Here is a 26,915-nt window from a genome sequence, read left to right as displayed (position 1 = left end):
TCAGTAATTTAAACACTTATTTCAAACAATACAACCAACCACAAACAAGTCAAAATAACCGATTGAATTTAGATGCTAAATCCCCCAAATCTCAGTTTCGGCACAGATTCCTCGGCCTTTGCCTTAGGCTTGGTTTACAATAGGGCCATTATTGACCTTATATTGACCTTAGAGAGAAGATCCCATGGCCTGGATCCAGTTAAAGATAGACACAGATAACCAACACGCCGAGCAGCTCAGCGATATGCTGATGGAGCTGGGTTCCCTGTCGATCACCTATGAAGATGGTAAAGACACCCCAATCTACGAGCCTAACCTGGGTGAGACCCCGCTGTGGAGCCACACAGTGATCACCGCCCTGTTCGAGGCCGACTATGATCTGGCGCCCGTGGTGGAGATGCTTAAGCTGCAACCTTATTTAGGCGCCGACTTTAGCCATAAGATAGAGCAGGTCGAAGACAAGGACTGGGAAAGAGAGTGGATGGACAACTTCCACCCTATCCAATTTGGTCGTCGCCTATGGATCTGCCCAAGCTGGCGCGAAGTGCCCGACCCTGAAGCGGTCAACGTCATGCTGGATCCAGGCCTGGCCTTTGGCACCGGCACCCACCCTACTACCGCCCTGTGCCTGGAGTGGTTAGATGGCCTGGACTTACAAGGTAAAGAAGCAATCGATTTTGGCTGCGGCTCAGGCATTCTCGCGGTCGCCGCGCTCAAGCTGGGCGCCGCCAAGGTCACAGGTATCGACATCGACTATCAGGCGATCGATGCCTCTAAGGCTAACGCCGAGCGCAACCAGGTGGCCGATAAGCTCGACCTCTATCTGCCAGAAGACCAGCCTGCCGATCTTAAGGCAGAGGTTCTGGTGGCCAACATTCTTGCCGGACCGCTGCGCGAACTGGCGCCGCTGATCGCCGAGAAAGTTCAGCCCGGTGGCCTGCTGGCACTCTCAGGCCTATTAAAGGAACAGGCCCACGAGATCAGCCAGCATTATGCCCAGTGGTTTGACATGGACGCACCAGTTCACAAAGAGGATTGGAGCCGCTTGACAGGCAGACGCAAATAGGGGTAAAAGCCAGCGGCCGCAAGGCCGCCACAGACTTCTCACCTCGCAAAAGTCAAGCAAAAAAGTTGCTCTCAGGTCATTTATTGACCTTTTCACAGGCTTGAAAAAGGCGTACTATAGCGCCCCTTTGAAGCGCAAGGTGTGATGATTAATGCAGATTGGACCCTATCAACTGAAGAATCAGCTGATCGTGGCTCCTATGGCAGGAGTCACCGACCAACCCTTCCGAAATCTCTGTTTACGCTACGGCGCCGCCCTGGCTGTATCTGAGATGCTTTCGTCCAATCCCGAGGTCTGGGACACGGACAAGAGCCGACAGCGCATGGCACACGCTGGTGAAGATGGGATTCGCTCAGTACAAATTGCAGGTGCCGACCCCGATATGATGGCCCATGCCGCCCTTGTCAACGTACAACAGGGCGCACAGATCATCGATATCAACATGGGGTGTCCTGCAAAAAAAGTGAATAAGAAGTTGGCAGGTTCGGCACTACTGCAGCAACCAGAGCTGGTAAAAGCGATTTTACAGGCTGTCGTTGCCGCTGTGGATGTACCTGTCACCCTGAAGATTCGCACCGGATGGGCACCCGAACACCGAAATGGGGTTCACATAGCCCAAATTGCGCAAGATTGTGGCATTGCCTCGCTCGCGGTCCATGGCCGTACGCGACAATGCATGTACAAAGGCGACGCCGAGTACGACACGATTCGTGCGATTAAACAGAATGTCTCTATTCCAGTTGTCGCAAATGGCGATATCTGTACCCCGGAGAAGGCACGCTACGTGCTGGACTATACGGGCGCAGATGCCGTGATGATAGGAAGAGGCGCTCAAGGACGGCCTTGGCTATTCAGAGAGATCCAACATTACTTGGAAACAGGTAATAAGCTAGCGCCCATTGAAGTGGACGAAAAGCGTCAAGTGATGCTGGAACACCTCAAGAATTTATATGCATTATATGGCGAATACAAAGGGTTACGTATCGCCAGAAAGCATGTTGGATGGTATCTGGACCAAGAAGCGCAGAGATCTTTCAGAGCCGACTTCAATCGGCTGGAAACTGTTGAAGAACAACGTTCCATGTTGGAGCGTTATTTTGATGAATTAGTAAAGAATTAATAAAGAGCAGAATACGAATGTTTGATCAGACAACTCAACCAGAAGCTCATCAGCTTACCGTAGGCAAAATCGAAACCGCTAACGGCACTATCAAGCCTCAGTTACTTCGTGACGCAGTGAAGCGCGCAGTAACTAACTTTTTCGCTCAAATGGACGGCCAGGAAGCCGAAGAAGTTTATGAAATGGTGTTATGTGAAGTTGAAGCACCTCTACTAGATATCATCATGCAACACACTCGTGGTAACCAGACTCGCGCGGCCAACATGCTAGGCATCAACCGTGGTACTCTGCGTAAGAAATTAAAGAAGTATGGCATGAACTAAGACTTTCTTAGTCAGCTGTATTGAACGGGCTCGCCAGCGATGGTGGGCCCGTTTTGCTTTAAGCCGCTTCATTCCCCTCTCAGCCACACAACTCTGCAATCAATCCCTCATCTTAGGCCCACGGCTTAACGTGTAAATCATGATCTGCCTCAACTAAACCAATAATCCCGAGTAAAACACTCAAGTTTACGTTGAATTTACCCATCAACCTCTCTACCATTTAAACACACTTATAAAATACAGCTTTTAAATTGGAGTCACCATGTCTTTATCTACACAGTCCCCGTTGGCCTCAGAATTTGCCGAAGAGACGGTTGGCAGCCTAGTGGCCGGCGACTTTCGACGTGCCCACGTCTTCAGCCAATTTGGTATCGATTTCTGCTGCGGCGGCAAGCGCACCCTGGCAAAGGCCTGTGATCGGGCAGGCATCGCCCTGGTGGAGGTAGAGGCGGCGCTCCAGGCCGTGAAGGCCGAAGGGATGCAAGAGGATAGCCTGAATCAGTTACCCTTAGGTCAACTGATCGACTATATCGAGGCGACACACCACGACTATGTGCGTGAGAAGGCGCCACTGCTTATCGAATATAGCCAGAAGATGGTGCGCGCCCACGGCGAGCATTATGACGAGATAAAACCCTTTGCCGGCTGGGTGCGTGCCCTGATAGAAGATCTCATGCCCCACCTGATGAAGGAGGAGCAGATCCTCTTCCCTGCCATCCGCGCCATGGCAGCAGGCGAGCAGGTGAGTGGCTGTTTCGGTCACATAGGCAACCCCATCAACGCCATGGAGCATGAGCACGATGAGGCCAGCGAGATTGTCGAGCGCCTGAGAGCCCTCACCAACGACTTCACGCCGCCGCCCCACGCCTGCACCACCTGGCGCATCTGCTATGCCACCCTGAAGGAGTTTGTCGCCGATCTGCAGCAGCACATACACATCGAGAACAACATCCTCTTCCCTAAGACCCTGGCGATTTAAAACATAGCGATTTAAAACATAGCTATTTAAAACATAGCCATTCAACAATTAGCTATTTAAAGCTTAGTTATCTATCACTTAGCAAGAGAAGGGGCGCAGCAATCGGCGCCCCTATCCAGTCGATGAGCTAGACGCCGACAATCAGATAACCACCGACCAAGGCGATCACACCGCCACTGAGACGCAGCAGCGGCAGCTTACGGCTCAGCTGCTGCATTATGATGCCAAGCGCCACCCCGAGCAGATGGATCACCGCGGTTCCCGTGAGGAAGCCAAGCGCATAGAGCACCGGGCTGGCTAAGGCCGGCATCTCGGCGCCGTGGGCGTGGCCGTGAAAGATGGCAAACAGTCCCACAAATCCCATGGCGAGCAGCAACGGAATGTGCCTACCCAAGGCGATAGCCAGACCAAGCAGTAACACAGACAGGGCGATCCCCAGCTCAACCCAGGGCAATGCCACGCCATAGAGGCCAAGGATGCCCCCGACCAACATGAAGGCCATGAAGGCCAGCGGTACCGTCCAGATCGCCCGCCCACCTAACTGAGTACTCAACAGGCCCACACTCAGCATGGCCAGCAGGTGATCGAAACCGAGCACCGGATGATTAAAGCCGGTCATGAAGCCCGCACCATGGGTGATCCCATGGGCGAATACGGGCGTCGTCCACGCCAGCAGCAAAAGGGGAAGTAACCTTGTACGCATAAATCCTCTCTATCCTTGAAATATGAGCACCGACAATAGAGGAATTAAGGTTAACTGACTGTGATGGTTAGCCGAAAAGTACAAATAAGTGACCGACAAGCCTAGTCGATAAGGGCCAGCAGATCGTCAAGATCAGTGCAGGTAATATGGGGTAGTTGCCCCTCAGAAATTAGCTGAGGCTTCCTTCCAACCGCCGGATTCAACCAGGCAGCCTGGCAACCCGCGCGGCGAGCCCCCTGAACATCGGCCTTAAAGCTATCGCCCAGGTGCAAGAGCTGCTGACAGCCGATATCCAGCCTTTGACAAGCCTGATAGAACATATCGGGATAGGGCTTCATGCGAGTACCATTGCCGGGATGCAGGACGAACTCCAGCACCTCACCCAGCCCAATCCGCTGGGCATCGACATTGCCATTGGTGATGCCAACCAAAGGATAGCGCCGCGCCAGACGAGCGAGCTTGGCCATCACCTCGGGCGCGACGCTAAAGTCGGAACGCTGCTCGACAAAGTAGGCCAGGGCCTGCTGTGCCGCCTCGCCGGCCTGCGTCTTAGCGTAACCTAAGGTTATCAGCCCCTGCTCCAGGGTCACCAGGCGCGCCGCCGAGGTGTCGTGGGCCAGGCTTGGGGATTGTCTTATCAGACTGCGCTTCAATGCCTGCCAATCATCCAGGCCCCAAGCTTGGGTCAGTGGATGCCTTTGTGCCAGATAGCTTAGTAGGCGCTGCTCGGCGGCCATGATGATGGGCCGGTTATCATACAGGGTATCGTCCAGATCGAAACTGATCGCCTTAAAGGGTCGCAGACCTATCGCCACACTAACCATTACCACCTCGTTTCTTCGCCCTGGGATGGGCGCCGTCGTAGACCTTGGCTAGATGTTGAAAGTCCAGGCTGGTGTAGACCTGAGTGGTGGACAGGTTGGCATGCCCCAGCAGTTCCTGCACTGCCCTGAGATCCGCGCTGGATTCCAGCATATGGGTTGCGAAGGAGTGGCGCAGCTTATGGGGATGCACCCGGGCATTTAACCCCTGCTGCTGACCCCACTTGTTTAGCCTGGCCTGTATGCTCCTGTGGGCGAGGCGTTTGCCCTTGGCGGTGACAAACAGGGCGTCGTCTTCACAGGGCAAAAGCGAGCGCACCTTGAGCCAGTCGTCGATGGCACTCAGTGCCATTCGGCCAACGGGCACTATACGCTCCTTGCTGCCCTTACCCATGACCTTGACCTGATGCTCGCCGCTGGCGATATCTCGGGTATCCAGGGCCGCCAACTCAGCCAGACGCAGGCCCGAAGAGTAGAACAGCTCCATGATAGCCTTATCCCGCAACGCCAGCGGGTCGTCTCCCTCGATAGACAGAAGGTGGGTCACGGAATCGAGATCCATATTCTTGGGCAGGGGCTTTTGCTGTTTCGGGGCGCTGAGGTTCAGGCAGGGATCTTTTTTGATATAGCCCTCTTGCAGCAGATAATGACAAAACTGCTTGAGGGCCGACAGCGTCAGGGCGATGGAGCGAGGCCCCAGCCCCTTGCGGTGCAGCTTATTGAGTACGGCTTGCAGCTGTTCGTCGCTGACCTCTGCCCAGATAAAATTCTCAGGGAGGAGTTCGCCGACCCGCTCGAGCTCGAAGCGATAGTTTCTGACCGTATGGGGAGAGAGCTGCCGCTCACTGACCAGATATGAGACAAATTCCTGCACCCAGTCGTCAGACATCACGGCCTCACAACTTAGGCAGCAGGTGGTCGAGTAACTGTTTGAGCTGATCCAGCAAGAGGTTATCCATTTCAGGATGGAAATGCATAGGGTCTTGGCTGGCGATGGCAAAGATCACCTGGCCACACTGCTGTGACAGGCGGGACAGCGCCACTGAGCCCACCTCGCAGCCAAACAGGCGCTTAGATTCATTCTGGGTAAGACGGCCGAAGTAGTAGCCCTGCTTCAGGCGTTCGCTCCAGATGTTCGACAGTTCACTGTCGATATCATGGACAGTGATCAAACGAACATGGGTAAACTGAAATTGCTTCTGCAACTCGCTCGACAGTATCTGCCGCAAGTCGCCGAGATCTTCGGCCTGCAACAGCTTGAGCGACAAGGCGGTATTGAACATATAGATCTGTTCGTTACGCGAAGCCATGGCCAGCAAGGAGGTGATCTCCTCCTCTAGCTGAGTCACCCTGGATCTGAGCATCTCCTGACGACGCTCCACCAAGGATACTGCGCCGCGCTGCTCATGGGGGATCCGCATCGCCAACAACAGCTCGGGATAGCGGGCGAAGAAGTCGGGATTGTCGAGCAGGTACTCGCGAATTAAGACTTCATCGAAGGGCAACTCGGCTTTTTTGTTCATCGCATCATTCATTGCTGTATCTGTCCATCGTATACATGTTCAGCAGGCCCCGTCATCCATAGGGGCTTACCCTCGCCTTCCCAGTTAATGGTTAAGCTACCACCGGGAAGATCGACCCGCACGCGTCTGGCAAGCTTGCCTTGCAGTTGGCCCACGGCCACGGCCGCACAGGCGCCGCTGCCACAGGCCAAGGTTTCGGCCGCGCCGCGCTCATACACTCTAAGTTTAATATGGTTTGCATCGACCACCTGCATGAAACCTACGTTCACCCCCTTGGGGAAGCGTTCATGCTTGGTCAGCAGTGAACCTATCCGCTCGACATCGGCGTTGGCTACGTCGTCGACCTCGAGCACGCAGTGGGGATTACCCATAGACACGGCACCGCAGAGGAAGGTCTGCATGCCCTCAGGCATATCGGCCTGCAGCAAGTAGGTCTTCTCCGCCTTCTTGGCATTGAAGGGGATGCGGCTCGGCTCCAGCACAGGGATCCCCATGTTGACCGTGATGCTGCCGTCACGCTCAAGGCGCAAGGTCATCTTGCCAGAAGAGGTACTGACCTTTATTTTCTGCTTGTTGATCAATCCCTTGCTCTTTACGAAGCGCGCGAAACAGCGGGCGCCATTGCCACACTGCTCGACTTCGCTGCCATCGGCATTAAAGATGCGATAGTGAAAATCCAGATCAGGATCATAGGGCGGCTCCACCAACAGGAGCTGATCGAAACCGATGCCGAAGTTGCGATCCGCTAAGCGCTTTATCTGCTCGGGCGAGAAATAGACGTTCTGCGTCACGCCATCGACCACCATAAAGTCATTGCCTAAACCGTGCATCTTGGTGAAATGGATCAAATGTGTTTTCCTTCAAAAAGTAACCGGCCTGCCCTGCTTAAGGGAGGAGTTGTTCACCTTGCCACAATTGCGCGACTTTTTCTCGCTCTCTCACCAAATAATGACGATCGCCATCCACCATCACCTCGGCGGCGCGGGGACGAGAGTTATAATTTGATGCCATGGTAAAGCCATAGGCGCCCGACGAGCGCACCGCCAACAGATCATTGGCCTCGATGTTGAGCGCCCTGTCTTTGCCTAAGAAGTCCCCCGTCTCACACACTGGGCCCACCACGTCATATTGGCGAGTCTCACCAGAGCGTGGAACCACAGGGATGATCTTCTGCCAGGCGCTGTACAGCGAAGGACGAATAAGGTCGTTCATGGCGCCGTCGACCAGGGCGAAATTCTTCTCGGCGTTCTCTTTCAGGTAGAGCACCTGAGTCACGAAGATACCGGCATTGGCGGCAATGGCACGGCCCGGCTCGAAGATGAGCTTGAGGTCGCGTCCCGCGAGTTTACCAAGCAGGGCACTGGCGTAGGCACTCGGCTCAGGCGGCTGCTCGCCATCATAGGTGACCCCCAGACCGCCGCCCACATCCAGGTGCGCAATCTTCACCCCCTGCTCGGCCAGACGGTCGATGAGGGCCAACATGCGATCCATGGCATCAAGGAAAGGCTGTAACTCGGTGAGCTGCGAGCCGATATGGCAATCTGCGCCCTTCACCGCTAGGCCCGGCAACTCATTTGCCCGCAGGAAGATTGCCTCGGCCTCTTCCATGGCGATACCAAACTTGTTCTCTTTCAAGCCGGTCGAGATATAAGGGTGTGTGCCGGCATCTACATCTGGGTTCACCCTCAGTGACACTGGCGCGACTTTGCCCAGCCTCAGTGCGACCAGGTTAAGCTGCTCGAGCTCGGCGGCCGACTCGACATTGAAGCAGTAAATCCCCGCCTCCAGGGCCATCTCCATCTCGGCAACTGTCTTGCCGACGCCAGAGAAGACCACCTTACTCGCCTCACCACCGGCTTCTAATACTCTTGCCAACTCGCCTCCGGAGACGATATCGAAGCCACTGCCCAGACGCGCTAACACATTCAGCACTGCCAGGTTAGAGTTGGCCTTTACCGCGTAGCAGATCATATGGGGATGGTCGGCGACCGCATTGTCGAAGGCATGCCAGTGACGCTCTAGGGTCGCGCGCGAATAGACATAGAGTGGCGTGCCATAGGTTTCTGCGAGCGAAGCAACGGTACATTGCTCGGCATAGAGTTCATCTTGTTGATAGAGAAAGTGATCCACTGGGCTTAATCCTTATTGTTATTCTGCTCGGTTGCTGGTGTGGGCTGTTCCACCTGCGGCTTCTGATTGTCTTCTTGTGCTGGCGATTTATACAGAGGCCCCTTCTGCCCGCAGCCGCTCAGCACTGCGCTCGCCAACACCATAAGTAAAATCGGTTTCATCTTATTCAACATCAGACATTCCAGTTTCGAGGGGATCACACACGGTAGCCAAAGGGCTCCGTACCTTTTTCATCATGTTTCTCATGATTGTACGCACTATCTCGGCTCGCGGGGGAGAAAAAGATGATTTTTACCCCAAACAGGATAAATCCCCGCTAAACCCCATAAAAATCCACTTTTCATAACTCAGGCATCGACCTGACAAACGAATTCCCTGCTCGGCAAAATATCGCTTTATCGCCTTCAAACAGGGCCCTTGCCCTTCGCCTGACTCGCCCGCGCACAACCAATATCGAGTCTGTCTGATGTTTGCAGAGATAGGGCCAAAACGTCAAGCTTAACCCAGACTAAAAACCCCGAATGTGAATATTTTTATTCATTGGCAAGCCGAGGCGACCTCCTTAGTTTCTACAAAGCAGAGAGAGATGCAGGCGGCTGGCGACAAACTTCACCTCACAAGGGCCCGGCCAAAGTTAGATATTTGGTAAATTTGGTATTACTATGTGGGCTCTGCAACAACCCACTCCACTGAAGGATGCCCAGATGGCAATGACAGATTCAGAGTATCACCAACTCGCCGACGAAATGTTTACCGCACTTGAAGATGCCATAGAGAACGCAATCGATGAACAAGATGCCGATATCGACATCGATGCCTCAGGCAATGTTTTGCAACTCGAGTTCCAGGACAAATCTAAGATAGTCATCAATAAGCAAGAACCCCTGCATCAGATCTGGGTAGCGACACAGTTTGGTGGATACCACTTCTCTTACGTCGAGGGTAAATGGCTGGATGAGCGCAGCGATGCGGGCGAATTTATGCCCTTCGTGCTCGCCTCTATCCTGCGTCAGGGCGGCATAGCGCTGAGCCTGTAAGCCGGCGTTAAAATTCGATGGCTGCCTCGTCGACGTTGACCCCAAAGGGCTGCGCCTGCAGGCGGCCATCGACTCTGACCAAACGGAAAAACTGCGGCAGATTAAAGCGTTCGTTATCCAGGTAGGAATCCGCAAAGGCATGATGATGACTCACCTGACTCACCAGCTCCTCTAGGTTGTTTCCCGGCTGAACATAATGATTCAGCTCATTTTTTTCATCCAGCACAAACACATCTATCCCCTCCTTGCCCGGGCGCAAGAAGTATTGAATCGCGCCGATGGCGGCAAAATCCTGGATCACCTCAGGGATCTTGCTGAAAGGCTCGTTGCCGAGATCCGGCCGCGGCAGCTCGAGCATTCGCTGCTTGGAGAGGCGTTGATAGAAGGCCGTGGACTCACTCAAGTCCTGATACACCATGCCCTTGGAGTTGAAGAACAGGCCATATTTTATCCCGCCCACCTGCAAGGGATGCACCATGGTCGACGAGGTTTTCGCCTTAGTACACATGCGATTCGCTCGGTGAACCAGCTGGCTGATGCTGCGCTCTATCTGGGTACTGAGGCGGCTTGAGCAGCTTACCACATCCACCTTCACCTGCTGGGGTGCCCGCTGCATGCCTGGCGTGATATAAACCAGGGCGTCTAAGATGGCTTCGTTACCCTCGAAATGGTGACAGTGCCACTCTCCCCAGCTGTTTTGGCAGATAACATCCAGCGACTGCACCATATTCCTGTGATGACGCCCCATGGAGAAGATGTTGGCGTTCATGTAGTCGAAGATGATCTCCTGCCCCCGCCACAGCTGGGTCTCATCACGATTGAAATTGATGAGAAACAGCAGCTGACGAAAATGCCACGGCTGGCACAGATCCAGCTTAGATGCCCGCCAGCGACGCTCCGCCATGATAGTGGGCAGACGCTTGGCCGCCTTGGTGAGCGCTTTATCCTGGCCTTTGCCTTCGCGATAGGCGTACCACTGAGTCTGGGCGGTGGATACGCCATTCAGGCTGGCCCAAATCAATAACTTAGCCTTGCTATGGGAGTGAAATACCGCACGATTCCCCATGAAATTTTTCGATTCTGGGGTGCAGCGGTAGAGGTAATACTCCTTAGTATTATGGCTGTAGATCACCGTCAGGTGCGCCTCGGCTACCGAGCGGGTCCAGAGCCGGTTGAGGCTGATGATCTGCTTGTCATCTTCACTAAAGTAGGTGTGTAGCTTGCGGGTCAACAGCCCCAACTCGGAGATCTTCAGGCTGTCGCTCAGCTTGTTGGCCGAGGCAAATTGTAGGAGGGTCTGATAGCAGCCCAGCATCAACTCATTGAGCTGTTCGTTGAACCACTGCAATTGGCCACAGTGCCAGCTGGCGCATTGATCTAAGGTGCGCAGTAGGTTATCGGACCACCCCCAGCGTGTCACCAAGGATTGCAACTTATAGTAACGCCAATCTTTAGGGTGCTCCGCCACCGTCAGCCTAATACCACACTTCAAATAGAAACAGCGACGGACAATCTCGAGGCGCCGTTTATCGTTCTTGTATTCCAGATAGTGTTCTATCGACTGATACAGGAGAAAATAGGCATCGTTGAAGGCCGAAAAATCCCCCGCCAGGGTGCGTTGCCATACCTGAGTGGTCACCAGATTGCTATTGGGATTATCGCTGGCATAGGCCTCCAGCAGCATTACCTTGAGCAGGGCCTTGTGGGGCTTGTCCAACCCTTTATAGAGCTGCCACAGGGAGGCGCCGAAATACTCGCTGGCGGGCAGGTTACTCACGTCCCCCAGAAAGAGATGGCTCTCGATCGCCTCGGCCCCTGGCCACCAGGCGACCCGCTTACCGCCGAGACAGATCTGGCTGCGGTAAAATTCTTCCAGCAGCAACCAGTGTTGCACGCTGCCGCTGTTTTCGCACCCCAGGCTGGCGGTCTGAACCACGCCGTCACTACTGCTGGAAATAAACTGTTTTGGATGAACCAGATAGATGTTCACTTCGAGATCGTGCTTCCCAAACCAGGCCGTCAGTAGCTGCGACTTATCCTGTAAGGAAGCGATTTCATCGTCGGCCAGGGTTGGGTCATACACCAACCAGACGTCGATATCACTCTTAGGATTTTGCCCAAAACTGGCGGTACTGCCCATGGTATAGACGCCATACAGGGCGCTCTGCTGCTGATGGATCACTTGGGGCTCGCTGAGCCCCAGGGTACGGCAGGCCTCGAGGGCATCGTCACTGGGAAAATATTCGAACACGCCGCTTGGCGTCATGGGGCCGTTGTAACCGGGGAAGTCATTACGATGATAGTGAAACAGCACAGGGATCAGTTGCATAAGATGACGCTGCAGAGGCGTCAACATGGCAAGCGCACGCGCTAAACGCACTTTGTTTAAGCGCTCCGCCGTTGCGATAAAATGCTCTTGCTCTTTCAATTTTAAGCAACCTAGTCCATTTAGCTCACCTATAGCATGCTAACAGCTTAGGCGGAAACAGCAAGTATTTGAGAGCTAGATCACACTTTATCCTCAAGCTGCACAAACCGTAAGCGGGTGAACTTCAAAGAATCGACAGCCATTTCTTACATCTAGCAATTAGCAATGTTAGCATTAGCGCAACTATGGCCTCTGATGGAATATCGAGCATGTCTCAAAACGTCATTCGTATCGCTACACGTAAAAGTCCACTGGCAATGTGGCAAGCTGAATTTGTTAAAGCCGAACTAGAAAAAGCCCATGAGGGATTAGTCGTCGAACTCCTGCCGATGAGCACCAAGGGAGATGTCATCCTGGACACGCCATTGGCAAAGGTAGGTGGTAAAGGCTTGTTCGTTAAAGAGTTGGAAGTTGCCATGCTAGAAGGCAAGGCAGATATCGCCGTGCACTCGATGAAAGATGTGCCGGTCGACTTCCCCGAAGGTTTGGGCCTGCAGGTGATCTGCGAGCGTGAAGATCCACGCGATGCCTTCGTCTCAAATACCTATAAGAATATCGAAGAGTTACCACAGGGCGCCATCGTCGGTACCTCAAGCCTGAGACGCCAATGCCAGATCCGTGCAGCGCGCCCAGATCTTGAGATCCGCGATCTGCGTGGCAACGTGGGCACTCGCCTGGCCAAGCTAGATGCAGGCAACTATGACGCTATCATTCTGGCGGCCGCAGGCCTGAAACGCCTCAAACTCGAAGACCGTATCGCCAGCTTCATCTCGGCGGAAGACTCGCTACCCGCTAACGGTCAAGGCGCCGTGGGTATCGAATGCCGCACCGACGATGAACGCGTCAAGGCCCTGTTGGCACCGCTAGAACATATCGAAACCCGCTACCGCGTGATCGCCGAGCGCGCCATGAACACTCGCCTAGAGGGTGGCTGTCAGGTGCCAATCGGTGCCTACGCCGAAATCGATGGCGACACCCTGTCGCTGCGCGGCCTGGTAGGTAACCCAGACGGTAGCCAGGTGATTCGCGGCGCAACCAGTGGCGCTAAGCAAGATGCTGAGCAGCTGGGTATTGCACTGGCCGATGAACTGCTATCTAAAGGCGCCAAAGCCATTTTAGATGCGGTATACGCCAAGTAAAAATGAAGCTACTCCTGACGCGCCCTGAAGGGCGCAATCAGTCTATGGCCGAGGCACTGTCACAACGTGACGTGCCTTTCACCATAGCGCCGCTGCTAGCGGTGGTCGCGAATGATGCCGCTGACCATGAGCACAAGAAAAAGCTTTTCTATCAGTCTGATATCATCATCTTTATCAGCACCAATGCGGTAGAATATGCCGATATTGCCCTGGCGTCGGCTTGGCCTAAGGATAAGCAATATTTTGCGGTCGGTCAGGCAACCTATTGCGCCCTTAAGGACAAAGGCATTGTGGCCTTTGAGGCCCCCGAGTCTTGCCAGCAAACCGAAGGCCTGCTTACTTTAGCTCAGCTACAAGCCATCACAGGACAACAGATCACCATAGTCCGGGGAGTCGGCGGCCGGGAAACTCTGGCCAGCGAACTGGCAGATAGAGGCGCCAAAGTCGACTACTGGGAGGTCTATCGCCGCGCCTGCCCTCAGCTAGATTCCCACATTCCCTATGAATGGCGAGAGCAAGCAATTGACACCATAGTGATTACCAGTGGTGAAATTCTGGCCAATCTAATTACACTTGTACCTAAAGAATTATTTGCTTGGCTGCACGCATGTCATATTATAGTGCCCAGCGCACGTGTCTATGACCAAGCCATTGCGGCAGGTTTCACACGGGTCACCAATGCAAAAGCAGCAAACCGCGACGCAGTACTCACAGCCTTAGGTTTACAGGATTAAGCCTTCTTACACCGCTGCTCGCCGATGTCGCCCTCGTCTTCAAGGATCTGCCTAAATGGACAAAAATACCCAAGAGAGTAAAGCGGTCGCCACCACAGAGCACGATGAGTCTATCGATGCGACCTTTACCGACACGCCACAGGCCAAATCGACAGCATCCCAGGAGACCAAGCCCGCTCAGTCTGGCGGCGGGGTTTCATGGGGATTTCTCTTTAATCTGGTATTTATCCTATTACTCCTGTTTGCCACGGCAACCGGTGGCTTCTACCTGTATCAGGAGCTGACCCAGCAGAAAGAAAAGACGGCCGCGCTGGCCAAACAGCTGCAACAGGGGCTAGACGATCCGCGCATCCGCATTACCCATCTAGAGCAGCAGCAACGCACAGCAGAAAATCAATTCGGTCAAAAGCTTGCCCAGCTACAAGTCAAGCAGGGTGAGGTGCAGGATCAGGTTAACAAGTTGGCACAGCGCAACCCCAACCATTGGATGGCCGAGGAAGCCAAATACCTGGTCAGAATGGCGGGCAATAAGCTGTGGCTAGAGAAAGATCCCCAGACGGCACTTAGCCTGCTGGAGGCCGCGGACGATCGCATCGAAACCATGAAAGATCCGTCGCTGACGCCGATCCGTAAGGCCTTGGCCCGAGACATGAACGATGTCGCCGCCATCAAGAGTACCGACGTCGCCGGCACTGTACTCAGCCTGGACACCATCATAGAGCGTCTGCCGAAACTCAAGGTCAATCGTAGCGAGTCCAAGATCAACGCCAAAGACGACTCGCTGCAAGTCACCGAATCTATCGACGACTGGCAGAGTAATCTGGCCAAGTCCTGGCAAGCACTCATCGAAGAGTTTGTCATCATACGCAAACGCACCACAGACCCGGCACCGCTACTGGCGCCCGATCAACAGTGGTATCTTGTTGAAAACATTCGCAACAAGCTCCTGCAGGCGCAACTGGCGCTGTTCCGACAGGATCAGGTGAATTACCGTCAGTCGGTGACGCTGGCCAGAAAATGGATCTTCCAGTATTTCGATCTCGACGATAACAAGACCGAGCAGACCCTGGCCGCACTGGATGCGCTGGCCACCCTGGAAATTCAGTCGCCCACCATAGAGCAATTTGCTGCCACGCCGCTGCTACAGCAGCTGGTGACCAACGGCAGCCTGATTAAGGATCGGGAGACATCGCTATGATAAGAGCCTTGATCTACCTGGTGATCGTCATCATAGGCCTAATCGCCAGCCCCTATCTCTCCTGGCTAAAAGGCTATATCTATATCGCCATTGGCGACTATGAACTGGAAACCAGTCTGGTATTTGCCATTTTTGCCGCCGTCATGTTTTACGTGGGGCTGGTATTGCTGGAGATGCTGGTCGTCTGGAGCATAAACTTGGTTCTAAACAGCCGCCTTCTACCGGAAAAGTGGCGTCGTAAGGCGGCCAGAAAACATACTCTCACAGGCGCCTTAGCCCTGGCCGAAGAAGATTGGTCGACCGCCGAAAAGGCAATGGCCCGTGGCGCCGATAAGGGCGAGATCCCGGCGTTGAATCTATTAGCTGCCGCCCGCGCCGCCCAGCACAGAAACGATCATGACGCCCGTGACCATTACCTCAACGAGGCGGCCAAAGATCCTGCGGCCTATAAGGCGGTACTCACGACACGAGTAAGGTATCTGCTACAACAGGGTGAACTCACCCGGGCGCGCGCCCTGCTGGATGAGCTCAACCCGACCAGCAAGAGCAAGCCACCCGTATTGGGCTTGGCACTCGATCTCTATCGCGCCCAGCAAGATTGGTCGGCCCTCAAACTGCTGCTTCCCATCGTTAAGAAGCGCGGCATCATAGACGAAACAGAGCATCAAACGCTAAACGCCGAGGTTAACCTGGAGCTGCTCAAGCAAGCTGCGGGGCAGAACGAACAGGCATTAGAAAAAGCCTGGCACTGGCTTTCCCGCGCAGAACGTAAGCAAACCGAGTTTATTGCACAATATGCCCTGGGCCTCGCCAAATTCGAGCGCAGAGATGAGGCGATAAAGCTGTTGATGAAACAGGCGAAACAGCAGCCCACGCAGGCGATCTTCGACGCCCTGCCCAAGGTGCTGACCCCAGCGGATCTGGACGCGAGAAAGCAACTTTTTGAACTTGAAAAGAAACTAGGCGAGCAAACCGAATACCAGGCCTGTATCGCCGCGCTGTACGATCAAAGCAAGGAGTTCAGAGAGTCTCAGAAGTGGTGGGCTAAAGTCTGCCAGCAATCCCCCACCAAACAGCGCTGGCTGGCGCTTGCCGAGGCCTGCGAACACTTGGGTGAACAGAACCAGGCACTGCAGAATTACCGAAAAGCGGCAATTTTTTGACGCTTTTTTATACTGTTTTCAACTAAGAAACCACCTTTACTGGTGGTTTTTTATTTATAAAAATGCCCCCAACCAGCTTCCTTACATATAACCCGCATTAAAACAATTAATTAGTTGTATTTTTATAAAAACACACTATTTCACCCTATTTTTCCCTTAATTACCGCTATTTGACAGCTATCCAATGCCAACCACACTTAAAGAGCTAAACCACGTGGATATACCAATAGCAAGCGCAAAACAGAACTCTTTTGCTCTTGATTTTACTCTTTGTAGAGCGAGACATGATTATGGGTGCTTCAATCACAACACAGGATGCAGTAGTTGTTAACCTTGTAGGCGAACTCAAGGTTAAAGATGAACAAGGAAATATCAGAGAGGTAAAAATAGGCGACCTGATCCATGCCGGGGAGCAACTTATATTTTCACCCAATGCTAAGTTTAATCTTGAATATGAAGATGGCTCATCAACGACCCAAGCCAACTTGATGCAAGACACGCTTAATCAAGATACAACGGTGAGCCAGGACACCGGTCAGGGACAACAGAGCGACGCCGCGCCGCAAACCGACACGCCAGTAGCCCTGGATCCCGAAATCGCCGCGCTGCAGGCGCAGATATTGGCCGGTGAAGATCCGACCCAAGGACTGCCCGAAACAGCCGCAGGAGCCGGCACACCGACTAACCAGGGCGACGCTTACTTCGTCTCCGTCGGCAGAACCGGTGATGAAACCCTCGCCGATGCTGGTTGGGACACAGCAGGTTTCCCACTGACGCCAGACACCACGGTTGAAGAGGTGATCATTCCCGAGCTTCAACCCAGTGCGCCCACTGTCTCCTCTGCGACCTTCTCGCTATTTGAGGCCAACCTGGCCCAGGGTAGTTCACCTTCTGCACTACTCACCAATTTTGCCAACAGCATTCAAACAGCAGCAGACGCAGGTATTAGCAGCCTGACCATTAACGGTATCAATATCATTAGTGGCGGCCAATTTGCTGGCCCCATAGTAATCAACACGCCCAATGGTGTCCTCACCATCACCGGCTTTGACAGCGCGTCGGGTCAATTTACCTACGACTACGCTTTCAATAGCTCAGCCGATCACAGCACTGGCGATCAGCTGCAATTCCTGTTCAATATAGAATTGGTCGATAATCAAGGCGATATCGCCACAGGTACCATTACCGTCAATATTATCGACGATCAGCCAGAAGGGTTCGCCGACAGCAACGCCGTCACCGAAGATACGGCTATAGTGGCAACAGGCAACGTACTCGGCAACGACATACAAGGTGCAGACTCAGCAGAGGTTACCGCTGTCACTAACAGCCAAGGCACCTCAATTAGCCTTGGTGAAACCAATAGCATCCAAGGTCAGTTCGGAGTACTCACCCTGTTTGCCGATGGTAGCTATAGCTATCAACTCAACAATGGAGCCAGCGCAGTACAATCACTCGCACTAGGCCAGCAGATAACCGAAACCTTTAACTACCTGCTAACCGATAGCGATGGCGACTCGGTACTCGTCCCGCTAACCATTACCATTACAGGTACTAATGACACTCCCATCATCACCTCGAACATTGAAGCCGCCACCGGTAGCGTACTGGAAGCCGGCGTCATGGATGGTGGTAACGTGCCTGAGCCTGGCAGCCTGGTCACCGGCGGCACCTTAACCGCAGCAGATGTGGACAACGGCGCCAGCTGGACCTGGAGCGGTGTGCCTCAGGTCAGCGATTACGGTACCTTTAGCATCAACGCCAGCACCGGGGAGTGGAGCTACACCCTAGCCGATAACGCCCTGGTCAATTCCCTCGCCCAAGGCGAGACCCATGAGGAGACCTTCCTGGTCACCGTCACCGACGAGCACGGTGCCTACAGCACCCAGCTGGTCACGGTCACCGTTACCGGTACCAACGATATTCCGGTCATCACCTCGAACATTGAAGCCGCCACCGGTAGCGTACTGGAAGCCGGCGTCATGGATGGTGGTAACGTGCCTGAGCCTGGCAGCCTGGTCACCGGCGGCACCTTAACCGCAGCAGATGTGGACAACGGCGCCAGCTGGACCTGGAGCGGTGTGCCTCAGGTCAGCGATTACGGTACCTTTAGCATCAACGCCAGCACCGGGGAGTGGAGCTACACCCTGGCCGATAACGCCCTGGTCGATGCCCTCGCCCAAGGCGAGACCCATGAGGAGACCTTCCTGGTCACCGTCACCGACGAGCACGGTGCCTACAGCACCCAGCTGGTCACGGTCACCGTTACCGGTACCAACGATATTCCGGTCATCACCTCGAACATTGAAGCCGCCACCGGTAGCGTACTGGAAGCGGGCGTCATGGATGGTGGTAACGTGCCTGAGCCTGGCAGCCTAGTCACCGGCGGCACCTTAACCGCAGCAGATGTGGACAACGGCGCCAGCTGGACCTGGAGCGGTGTGCCTCAGGTCAGCGATTACGGTACCTTTAGCATCAACGCCAGCACCGGGGAGTGGAGCTACACCCTGGCCGATAACGCCCTGGTCGATGCCCTCGCCCAAGGCGAGACCCATGAGGAGACCTTCCTGGTCACCGTCACCGACGAGCACGGTGCCTACAGCACCCAGCTGGTCACGGTCACCGTTACCGGTACCAACGATATTCCGGTCATCACCTCGAACATTGAAGCCGCCACCGGTAGCGTACTGGAAGCCGGCGTCATGGATGGTGGTAACGTGCCTGAGCCTGGCAGCCTAGTCACCGGCGGCACCTTAACCGCAGCAGATGTGGATAACGGCGCTAGCTGGACCTGGAGCGGTGTGCCTCAGGTCAGCGATTACGGTACCTTTAGCATCAACGCCAGCACCGGGGAGTGGAGCTACACCCTGGCCGATAACGCCCTGGTCGATGCCCTCGCCCAAGGCGAGACCCATGAGGAGACCTTCCTGGTCACCGTCACCGACGAGCACGGTGCCTACAGCACCCAGCTGGTCACGGTCACCGTTACCGGTACCAACGATATTCCGGTCATCACCTCGAACATTGAAGCCGCCACCGGTAGCGTACTGGAAGCCGGCGTCATGGATGGTGGTAACGTGCCTGAGCCTGGCAGCCTAGTCACCGGCGGCACCTTAACCGCAGCAGATGTGGACAACGGCGCCAGCTGGACCTGGAGCGGTGTGCCTCAGGTCAGCGATTACGGTACCTTTAGCATCAACGCCAGCACCGGGGAGTGGAGCTACACCCTGGCCGATAACGCCCTGGTCGATGCCCTCGCCCAAGGCGAGACCCATGAGGAGACCTTCCTGGTCACCGTCACCGACGAGCACGGTGCCTACAGCACCCAGCTGGTCACGGTCACCGTTACCGGTACCAACGATATTCCGGTCATCACCTCGAACATTGAAGCCGCCACCGGTAGCGTACTGGAAGCCGGCGTCATGGATGGTGGTAACGTGCCTGAGCCTGGCAGCCTAGTCACCGGCGGCACCTTAACCGCAGCAGATGTGGACAACGGCGCCAGCTGGACCTGGAGCGGTGTGCCTCAGGTCAGCGATTACGGTACCTTTAGCATCAACGCCAGCACCGGGGAGTGGAGCTACACCCTGGCCGATAACGCCCTGGTCGATGCCCTCGCCCAAGGCGAGACCCATGAGGAGACCTTCCTGGTCACCGTCACCGACGAGCACGGTGCCTACAGCACCCAGCTGGTCACGGTCACCGTTACCGGTACCAACGATATTCCGGTCATCACCTCGAACATTGAAGCCGCCACCGGTAGCGTACTGGAAGCCGGCGTCATGGATGGTGGTAACGTGCCTGAGCCTGGCAGCCTAGTCACCGGCGGCACCTTAACCGCAGCAGATGTGGATAACGGCGCTAGCTGGACCTGGAGCGGTGTGCCTCAGGTCAGCGATTACGGTACCTTTAGCATCAACGCCAGCACCGGGGAGTGGAGCTACACCCTGGCCGATAACGCCCTGGTCGATGCCCTCGCCCAAGGCGAGACCCATGAGGAGACCTTCCTGGTCACCGTCACCGACGAGCACGGTGCCTACAGCACCCAGCTGGTCACGGTCACCGTTACCGGTACCAACGATATTCCGGTCATCACCTCGAACATTGAAGCCGCCACCGGTAGCGTACTGGAAGCGGGCGTCATGGATGGTGGTAACGTGCCTGAGCCTGGCAGCCTAGTCACCGGCGGCACCTTAACCGCAGCAGATGTGGACAACGGCGCCAGCTGGACCTGGAGCGGTGTGCCTCAGGTCAGCGATTACGGTACCTTTAGCATCAACGCCAGCACCGGGGAGTGGAGCTACACCCTGGCCGATAACGCCCTGGTCGATGCCCTCGCCCAAGGCGAGACCCATGAGGAGACCTTCCTGGTCACCGTCACCGACGAGCACGGTGCCTACAGCACCCAGCTGGTCACGGTCACCGTTACCGGTACCAACGATATTCCGGTCATCACCTCGAACATTGAAGCCGCCACCGGTAGCGTACTGGAAGCCGGCGTCATGGATGGTGGTAACGTGCCTGAGCCTGGCAGCCTGGTCACCGGCGGCACCTTAACCGCAGCAGATGTGGACAACGGCGCCAGCTGGACCTGGAGCGGTGTGCCTCAGGTCAGCGATTACGGTACCTTTAGCATCAACGCCAGCACCGGGGAGTGGAGCTACACCCTGGCCGATAACGCCCTGGTCGATGCCCTCGCCCAAGGCGAGACCCATGAGGAGACCTTCCTGGTCACCGTCACCGACGAGCACGGTGCCTACAGCACCCAGCTGGTCACGGTCACCGTTACCGGTACCAACGATATTCCGGTCATCACCTCGAACATTGAAGCCGCCACCGGTAGCGTACTGGAAGCGGGCGTCATGGATGGTGGTAACGTGCCTGAGCCTGGCAGCCTAGTCACCGGCGGCACCTTAACCGCAGCAGATGTGGATAACGGCGCTAGCTGGACCTGGAGCGGTGTGCCTCAGGTCAGCGATTACGGTACCTTTAGCATCAACGCCAGCACCGGGGAGTGGAGCTACACCCTGGCCGATAACGCCCTGGTCGATGCCCTCGCCCAAGGCGAGACCCATGAGGAGACCTTCCTGGTCACCGTCACCGACGAGCACGGTGCCTACAGCACCCAGCTGGTCACGGTCACCGTTACCGGTACCAACGATATTCCGGTCATCACCTCGAACATTGAAGCCGCCACCGGTAGCGTACTGGAAGCCGGCGTCATGGATGGTGGTAACGTGCCTGAGCCTGGCAGCCTGGTCACCGGCGGCACCTTAACCGCAGCAGATGTGGACAACGGCGCCAGCTGGACCTGGAGCGGTGTGCCTCAGGTCAGCGATTACGGTACCTTTAGCATCAACGCCAGCACCGGGGAGTGGAGCTACACCCTGGCCGATAACGCCCTGGTCGATGCCCTCGCCCAAGGCGAGACCCATGAGGAGACCTTCCTGGTCACCGTCACCGACGAGCACGGTGCCTACAGCACCCAGCTGGTCACGGTCACCGTTACCGGTACCAACGATATTCCGGTCATCACCTCGAACATTGAAGCCGCCACCGGTAGCGTACTGGAAGCCGGCGTCATGGATGGTGGTAACGTGCCTGAGCCTGGCAGCCTGGTCACCGGCGGCACCTTAACCGCAGCAGATGTGGACAACGGCGCCAGCTGGACCTGGAGCGGTGTGCCTCAGGTCAGCGATTACGGTACCTTTAGCATCAACGCCAGCACCGGGGAGTGGAGCTACACCCTGGCCGATAACGCCCTGGTCGATGCCCTCGCCCAAGGCGAGACCCATGAGGAGACCTTCCTGGTCACCGTCACCGACGAGCACGGTGCCTACAGCACCCAGCTGGTCACGGTCACCGTTACCGGTACCAACGATATTCCGGTCATCACCTCGAACATTGAAGCCGCCACCGGTAGCGTACTGGAAGCGGGCGTCATGGATGGTGGTAACGTGCCTGAGCCTGGCAGCCTAGTCACCGGCGGCACCTTAACCGCAGCAGATGTGGACAACGGCGCCAGCTGGACCTGGAGCGGTGTGCCTCAGGTCAGCGATTACGGTACCTTTAGCATCAACGCCAGCACCGGGGAGTGGAGCTACACCCTGGCCGATAACGCCCTGGTCGATGCCCTCGCCCAAGGCGAGACCCATGAGGAGACCTTCCTGGTCACCGTCACCGACGAGCACGGTGCCTACAGCACCCAGCTGGTCACGGTCACCGTTACCGGTACCAACGATATTCCGGTCATCACCTCGAACATTGAAGCCGCCACCGGTAGCGTACTGGAAGCCGGCGTCATGGATGGTGGTAACGTGCCTGAGCCTGGCAGCCTAGTCACCGGCGGCACCTTAACCGCAGCAGATGTGGATAACGGCGCTAGCTGGACCTGGAGCGGTGTGCCTCAGGTCAGCGATTACGGTACCTTTAGCATCAACGCCAGCACCGGGGAGTGGAGCTACACCCTGGCCGATAACGCCCTGGTCGATGCCCTCGCCCAAGGCGAGACCCATGAGGAGACCTTCCTGGTCACCGTCACCGACGAGCACGGTGCCTACAGCACCCAGCTGGTCACGGTCACCGTTACCGGTACCAACGATATTCCGGTCATCACCTCGAACATTGAAGCCGCCACCGGTAGCGTACTGGAAGCCGGCGTCATGGATGGTGGTAACGTGCCTGAGCCTGGCAGCCTAGTCACCGGCGGCACCTTAACCGCAGCAGATGTGGACAACGGCGCCAGCTGGACCTGGAGCGGTGTGCCTCAGGTCAGCGATTACGGTACCTTTAGCATCAACGCCAGCACCGGGGAGTGGAGCTACACCCTGGCCGATAACGCCCTGGTCGATGCCCTCGCCCAAGGCGAGACCCATGAGGAGACCTTCCTGGTCACCGTCACCGACGAGCACGGTGCCTACAGCACCCAGCTGGTCACGGTCACCGTTACCGGTACCAACGATATTCCGGTCATCACCTCGAACATTGAAGCCGCCACCGGTAGCGTACTGGAAGCCGGCGTCATGGATGGTGGTAACGTGCCTGAGCCTGGCAGCCTAGTCACCGGCGGCACCTTAACCGCAGCAGATGTGGACAACGGCGCCAGCTGGACCTGGAGCGGTGTGCCTCAGGTCAGCGATTACGGTACCTTTAGCATCAACGCCAGCACCGGGGAGTGGAGCTACACCCTGGCCGATAACGCCCTGGTCGATGCCCTCGCCCAAGGCGAGACCCATGAGGAGACCTTCCTGGTCACCGTCACCGACGAGCACGGTGCCTACAGCACCCAGCTGGTCACGGTCACCGTTACCGGTACCAACGATATTCCGGTCATCACCTCGAACATTGAAGCCGCCACCGGTAGCGTACTGGAAGCCGGCGTCATGGATGGTGGTAACGTGCCTGAGCCTGGCAGCCTAGTCACCGGCGGCACCTTAACCGCAGCAGATGTGGATAACGGCGCTAGCTGGACCTGGAGCGGTGTGCCTCAGGTCAGCGATTACGGTACCTTTAGCATCAACGCCAGCACCGGGGAGTGGAGCTACACCCTGGCCGATAACGCCCTGGTCGATGCCCTCGCCCAAGGCGAGACCCATGAGGAGACCTTCCTGGTCACCGTCACCGACGAGCACGGTGCCTACAGCACCCAGCTGGTCACGGTCACCGTTACCGGTACCAACGATATTCCGGTCATCACCTCGAACATTGAAGCCGCCACCGGTAGCGTACTGGAAGCCGGCGTCATGGATGGTGGTAACGTGCCTGAGCCTGGCAGCCTGGTCACCGGCGGCACCTTAACCGCAGCAGATGTGGACAACGGCGCCAGCTGGACCTGGAGCGGTGTGCCTCAGGTCAGCGATTACGGTACCTTTAGCATCAACGCCAGCACCGGGGAGTGGAGCTACACCCTGGCCGATAACGCCCTGGTCGATGCCCTCGCCCAAGGCGAGACCCATGAGGAGACCTTCCTGGTCACCGTCACCGACGAGCACGGTGCCTACAGCACCCAGCTGGTCACGGTCACCGTTACCGGTACCAACGATATTCCGGTCATCACCTCGAACATTGAAGCCGCCACCGGTAGCGTACTGGAAGCCGGCGTCATGGATGGTGGTAACGTGCCTGAGCCTGGCAGCCTGGTCACCGGCGGCACCTTAACCGCAGCAGATGTGGATAACGGCGCCAGCTGGACCTGGAGCGGTGTGCCTCAGGTCAGCGATTACGGTACCTTTAGCATCAACGCCAGCACCGGGGAGTGGAGCTACACCCTGGCCGATAACGCCCTGGTCGATGCCCTCGCCCAAGGCGAGACCCATGAGGAGACCTTCCTGGTCACCGTCACCGACGAGCACGGTGCCTACAGCACCCAGCTGGTCACGGTCACCGTTACCGGTACCAACGATATTCCGGTGCTTACGATTGATAAGACAAGTGGCTTGGTCACCGAAGATGACTCAGACCCAATGTTGACCGATACAGGAACGTTAAGTTTTACAGATGTAGACGATGAGTATTTACCAGAATATGTAGGCCACGATCTGTCTGCTAGTTATGTCGCTAACAGCTTAATGTGGAGTGGAGGCGATATAACAGACGTCCTGAGCGCCGATCAAATTCAAGCGCTCATCGACGGATTTAGCGTTTATCAAGATCATTGGGATTACTCAATTCTCAACTCACTTGTACAGTTCCTAGCGGCCAATGAAACCATTACTCTTAGCTTCGATGTCACTGTGACGGACAAGCATGGGGCTTACGATACCCAAACGGTCACAATCACCATTAATGGTAATAATGATCCGATTGAGGGTGAGTTTGCTAAAGAGATCTGGGTACCCGCCTCACTTGCAGAAATAGCCATACCTTATCTAGATGGTTATCCGCTTGGTATCGATGTGCCAACGGATCAGGACTATAACGATGTCATTACCATTACTGGATTAAGTCTATCCTTCGTTGATCCCGACGAAACAGCCGACATAGGTGAGATCTGGTACGTCGATGACGATACGGGCGTATTAACCCTGTATGACTTCGATAATCCAGTCGTGCTTTCGGCTTCAGAGCTAGGTAGCCTGGTGTATGTCCCAGGAGATAATGCAGGTATTGAAGATCAACTGGATATCAACCTAACCTTCACGGTCAACTCAGGTTCCGATAGCGTCGATGGCAACTTTGTCATACATACGGTTCCAGCAAATAGCCTGGGCGGAAATACCGTACTAATCGGTGATGGCTCATCACCATTGACGTCAGGTAATGACCAAGACGCTTATCTGACTGTCAGCAGTGCATTTGCCAGCGCCATAAACTTAGATCCAAGCAGCGGTGCATTAGATCTATTTACCGATTTCCAAAAATCACCTTTCGACATCCCAATTCCTAACGGCGAGATTGGTGGACAGACTGGCATTGAAAGGGAGGAAGAAGTATCTGTAAGGCTGACCATTAACGGTATCACCTTTATTGTGATAGCAGCAGCGAATGGCGTAACAGATTGGTTTTATGACGCTAACTCCGGTTTGATGAGTGCTCATATCTCTTATACAAACATTCTAATGGAATCTGACAATAGCATCACCCTGGCCGATTATCTCGGTGCCAATCCTGTCGATCCAGGTGATATTTGGACCATTACTTACTTGGATAATGATGGTGGCTCTTATCAGGCACGCTTTGTTCAGGCAACCTTTACCCATGAATTGCTCCCTGATACCGCAGTAACGGTCACAGGAACTGATAATGTAGATAATCTCATTTTCGGTACTACAGAAGGAGACTCATTAACTGGGGCAAACCTTGATGACGAAATTTATGGTCGAGAAGGTAACGACTCCATATTCGGATTGGAAGGCGACGATCAACTCATCGGTGGCTCTGGTGACGATCTGATCGAAGGCGGAAGTGGTAATGACATCATCTTAGGAGGCCTAGGAAACGACACTATCGATGGCGGCATAGGCGCCGATATACTCATTGGTGGTGCGGGCAGCGACACCATAGATGCAGGTATAGATAGCGATATAGATACCTTTGTTTGGGATGTTGGGTCCGATGACAACAGCATAGATACTGTGCTCAACTTCGATATCAGTATGGATAAGCTAGATTTGTCTGCCATATTGGTTGATGAAGAGAGTGGTGTATATGCTTTAGATCAATACTTAGCGTTCAATTTCAGTGGTGGTAACACTGAGATCTCTGTTGATGCCAACCATGATGGAGTGGTGGATCTCACTATAGTATTGAACAATGTTGACTTAACCAATAACAACACCTTAAGTGATGCTCAGATCATCAACAACCTACTCGGTAACGAAAACTTGGTAATTGATACAATTCCATAACAGCTGACATTATCGCGACACCCTGTAAGGCCAAGCCCTAACAATTAGTGGTTTGGCCTTTTTATTTGTCAATCTTAAGCATTACAAACTGAGAGTATGCCTTAGCTTTAGCATTATTTGTGCGTCAAAAAATTGACCACTGTACAGACTATTGATAACATTCGATACTTGGCGAAAAAACGCGCTAACAGTTGCAACATAAAAA

General features: G+C 55.1%; 18 protein-coding genes. 10 read left to right on the top strand and 8 right to left on the bottom strand.

What is annotated here, in order from left to right; all coding sequences use genetic code 11:
- Nucleotides 1-184 precede the first annotated feature (184 nt).
- From prmA to ric, 4 genes are all read left to right on the top strand, one after another.
- Nucleotides 185-1,066 (top strand): 50S ribosomal protein L11 methyltransferase, encoded by an 882-nt coding sequence (gene prmA, locus K0I31_RS01690; RefSeq protein WP_220079680.1) that lies wholly within the window; start codon nucleotides 185-187, stop codon nucleotides 1,064-1,066.
- Nucleotides 1,067-1,217: 151 nt separating this feature from the next.
- Nucleotides 1,218-2,186: a tRNA dihydrouridine synthase DusB gene (gene dusB / locus K0I31_RS01685; RefSeq protein ID WP_144200097.1), complete on the top strand. Its 969-nt coding sequence runs from the start codon at nucleotides 1,218-1,220 to the stop codon at nucleotides 2,184-2,186.
- A gap of 17 nt (nucleotides 2,187-2,203) precedes the next feature.
- Entirely contained in the window at nucleotides 2,204-2,509 is a 306-nt protein-coding gene (fis, locus tag K0I31_RS01680) for a DNA-binding transcriptional regulator Fis (protein WP_011864135.1), read from the top strand.
- Between the two features lie 262 nt (nucleotides 2,510-2,771).
- Entirely contained in the window at nucleotides 2,772-3,488 is a 717-nt protein-coding gene (gene ric, locus K0I31_RS01675; RefSeq protein WP_220079679.1) for an iron-sulfur cluster repair di-iron protein, read from the top strand.
- 127 nt (nucleotides 3,489-3,615) lie between these two features.
- Here the strand turns inward: ric and K0I31_RS01670 are convergent, their stop codons facing one another.
- From K0I31_RS01670 to lptM, 7 genes are all read right to left on the bottom strand, one after another.
- A complete protein-coding gene (locus tag K0I31_RS01670; RefSeq protein ID WP_220072863.1) occupies nucleotides 3,616-4,191 on the bottom strand; it encodes a HupE/UreJ family protein in 576 nt (191 codons plus the stop codon).
- A 101-nt stretch (nucleotides 4,192-4,292) separates the two neighbouring features.
- On the bottom strand, nucleotides 4,293-5,015 hold the full coding sequence (locus tag K0I31_RS01665) for an HAD-IA family hydrolase (RefSeq protein WP_258406624.1): 723 nt from the start codon (nucleotides 5,013-5,015) through the stop codon (nucleotides 4,293-4,295).
- Complete coding sequence (xerC, locus tag K0I31_RS01660) at nucleotides 5,008-5,901, bottom strand: tyrosine recombinase XerC (RefSeq protein ID WP_220079678.1); 894 nt, start codon at nucleotides 5,899-5,901, stop codon at nucleotides 5,008-5,010. Before xerC ends, K0I31_RS01665 begins: the two co-directional genes overlap by 8 nt.
- A 7-nt stretch (nucleotides 5,902-5,908) precedes the next feature.
- A complete protein-coding gene (locus tag K0I31_RS01655) occupies nucleotides 5,909-6,547 on the bottom strand; it encodes a DUF484 family protein (RefSeq protein WP_041406294.1) in 639 nt (212 codons plus the stop codon).
- Nucleotides 6,544-7,383 carry a diaminopimelate epimerase gene (gene dapF / locus K0I31_RS01650; RefSeq protein ID WP_220079677.1) on the bottom strand — a complete coding sequence of 280 codons (840 nt, stop codon included), beginning with the start codon at nucleotides 7,381-7,383 and terminating at the stop codon, nucleotides 6,544-6,546. Before dapF ends, K0I31_RS01655 begins: the two co-directional genes overlap by 4 nt.
- Before the next feature lie 37 nt (nucleotides 7,384-7,420).
- Nucleotides 7,421-8,665, bottom strand: a complete 1,245-nt coding sequence (gene lysA / locus K0I31_RS01645; RefSeq protein WP_220079676.1) for a diaminopimelate decarboxylase — start codon at nucleotides 8,663-8,665, stop codon at nucleotides 7,421-7,423.
- Between the two features lie 5 nt (nucleotides 8,666-8,670).
- On the bottom strand, nucleotides 8,671-8,838 hold the full coding sequence (gene lptM, locus K0I31_RS01640; protein ID WP_220043984.1) for an LPS translocon maturation chaperone LptM: 168 nt from the start codon (nucleotides 8,836-8,838) through the stop codon (nucleotides 8,671-8,673).
- A gap of 531 nt (nucleotides 8,839-9,369) precedes the next feature.
- Here lptM and cyaY point away from each other — a divergent pair.
- Nucleotides 9,370-9,702, top strand: coding sequence for an iron donor protein CyaY (gene cyaY, locus K0I31_RS01635; RefSeq protein ID WP_041406290.1), 333 nt, complete (start codon nucleotides 9,370-9,372; stop codon nucleotides 9,700-9,702).
- 7 nt (nucleotides 9,703-9,709) lie between these two features.
- Here the strand turns inward: cyaY and K0I31_RS01630 are convergent, their stop codons facing one another.
- The gene (locus tag K0I31_RS01630) at nucleotides 9,710-12,130 is read right to left on the bottom strand and encodes a class I adenylate cyclase (RefSeq protein ID WP_220079675.1); all 2,421 of its coding nucleotides are present in this window, start codon (nucleotides 12,128-12,130) and stop codon (nucleotides 9,710-9,712) included.
- A gap of 209 nt (nucleotides 12,131-12,339) precedes the next feature.
- On the opposite strand from K0I31_RS01630, the gene hemC reads away from it, so the two are divergent.
- The 5 genes from hemC (at nucleotide 12,340) to K0I31_RS01605 (ending at nucleotide 26,710) form a co-directional block, all read left to right on the top strand.
- Complete coding sequence (gene hemC, locus K0I31_RS01625; protein ID WP_144200113.1) at nucleotides 12,340-13,269, top strand: hydroxymethylbilane synthase; 930 nt, start codon at nucleotides 12,340-12,342, stop codon at nucleotides 13,267-13,269.
- A gap of 2 nt (nucleotides 13,270-13,271) precedes the next feature.
- Nucleotides 13,272-14,003, top strand: a complete 732-nt coding sequence (locus K0I31_RS01620; protein WP_220079674.1) for a uroporphyrinogen-III synthase — start codon at nucleotides 13,272-13,274, stop codon at nucleotides 14,001-14,003.
- Between the two features lie 55 nt (nucleotides 14,004-14,058).
- Nucleotides 14,059-15,201: a uroporphyrinogen-III C-methyltransferase gene (locus K0I31_RS01615; RefSeq protein ID WP_220079673.1), complete on the top strand. Its 1,143-nt coding sequence runs from the start codon at nucleotides 14,059-14,061 to the stop codon at nucleotides 15,199-15,201.
- Nucleotides 15,198-16,364, top strand: coding sequence for a heme biosynthesis HemY N-terminal domain-containing protein (locus K0I31_RS01610; protein WP_220079672.1), 1,167 nt, complete (start codon nucleotides 15,198-15,200; stop codon nucleotides 16,362-16,364). Before K0I31_RS01615 ends, K0I31_RS01610 begins: the two co-directional genes overlap by 4 nt.
- Nucleotides 16,365-16,654: 290 nt before the next feature.
- The gene (locus tag K0I31_RS01605) at nucleotides 16,655-26,710 is read left to right on the top strand and encodes a retention module-containing protein (protein WP_220079671.1); all 10,056 of its coding nucleotides are present in this window, start codon (nucleotides 16,655-16,657) and stop codon (nucleotides 26,708-26,710) included.
- The last annotated feature ends 205 nt before the right edge of the window (nucleotides 26,711-26,915 follow it).

Origin of the sequence: Shewanella spartinae (assembly GCF_019457555.1) — a bacterium.
In the GTDB taxonomy this organism is placed as follows: domain Bacteria; phylum Pseudomonadota; class Gammaproteobacteria; order Enterobacterales; family Shewanellaceae; genus Shewanella; species Shewanella loihica.
Note: the sequence above shows the minus strand (reverse complement) of the source record. Positions and strands in the feature narration are given on the sequence as shown.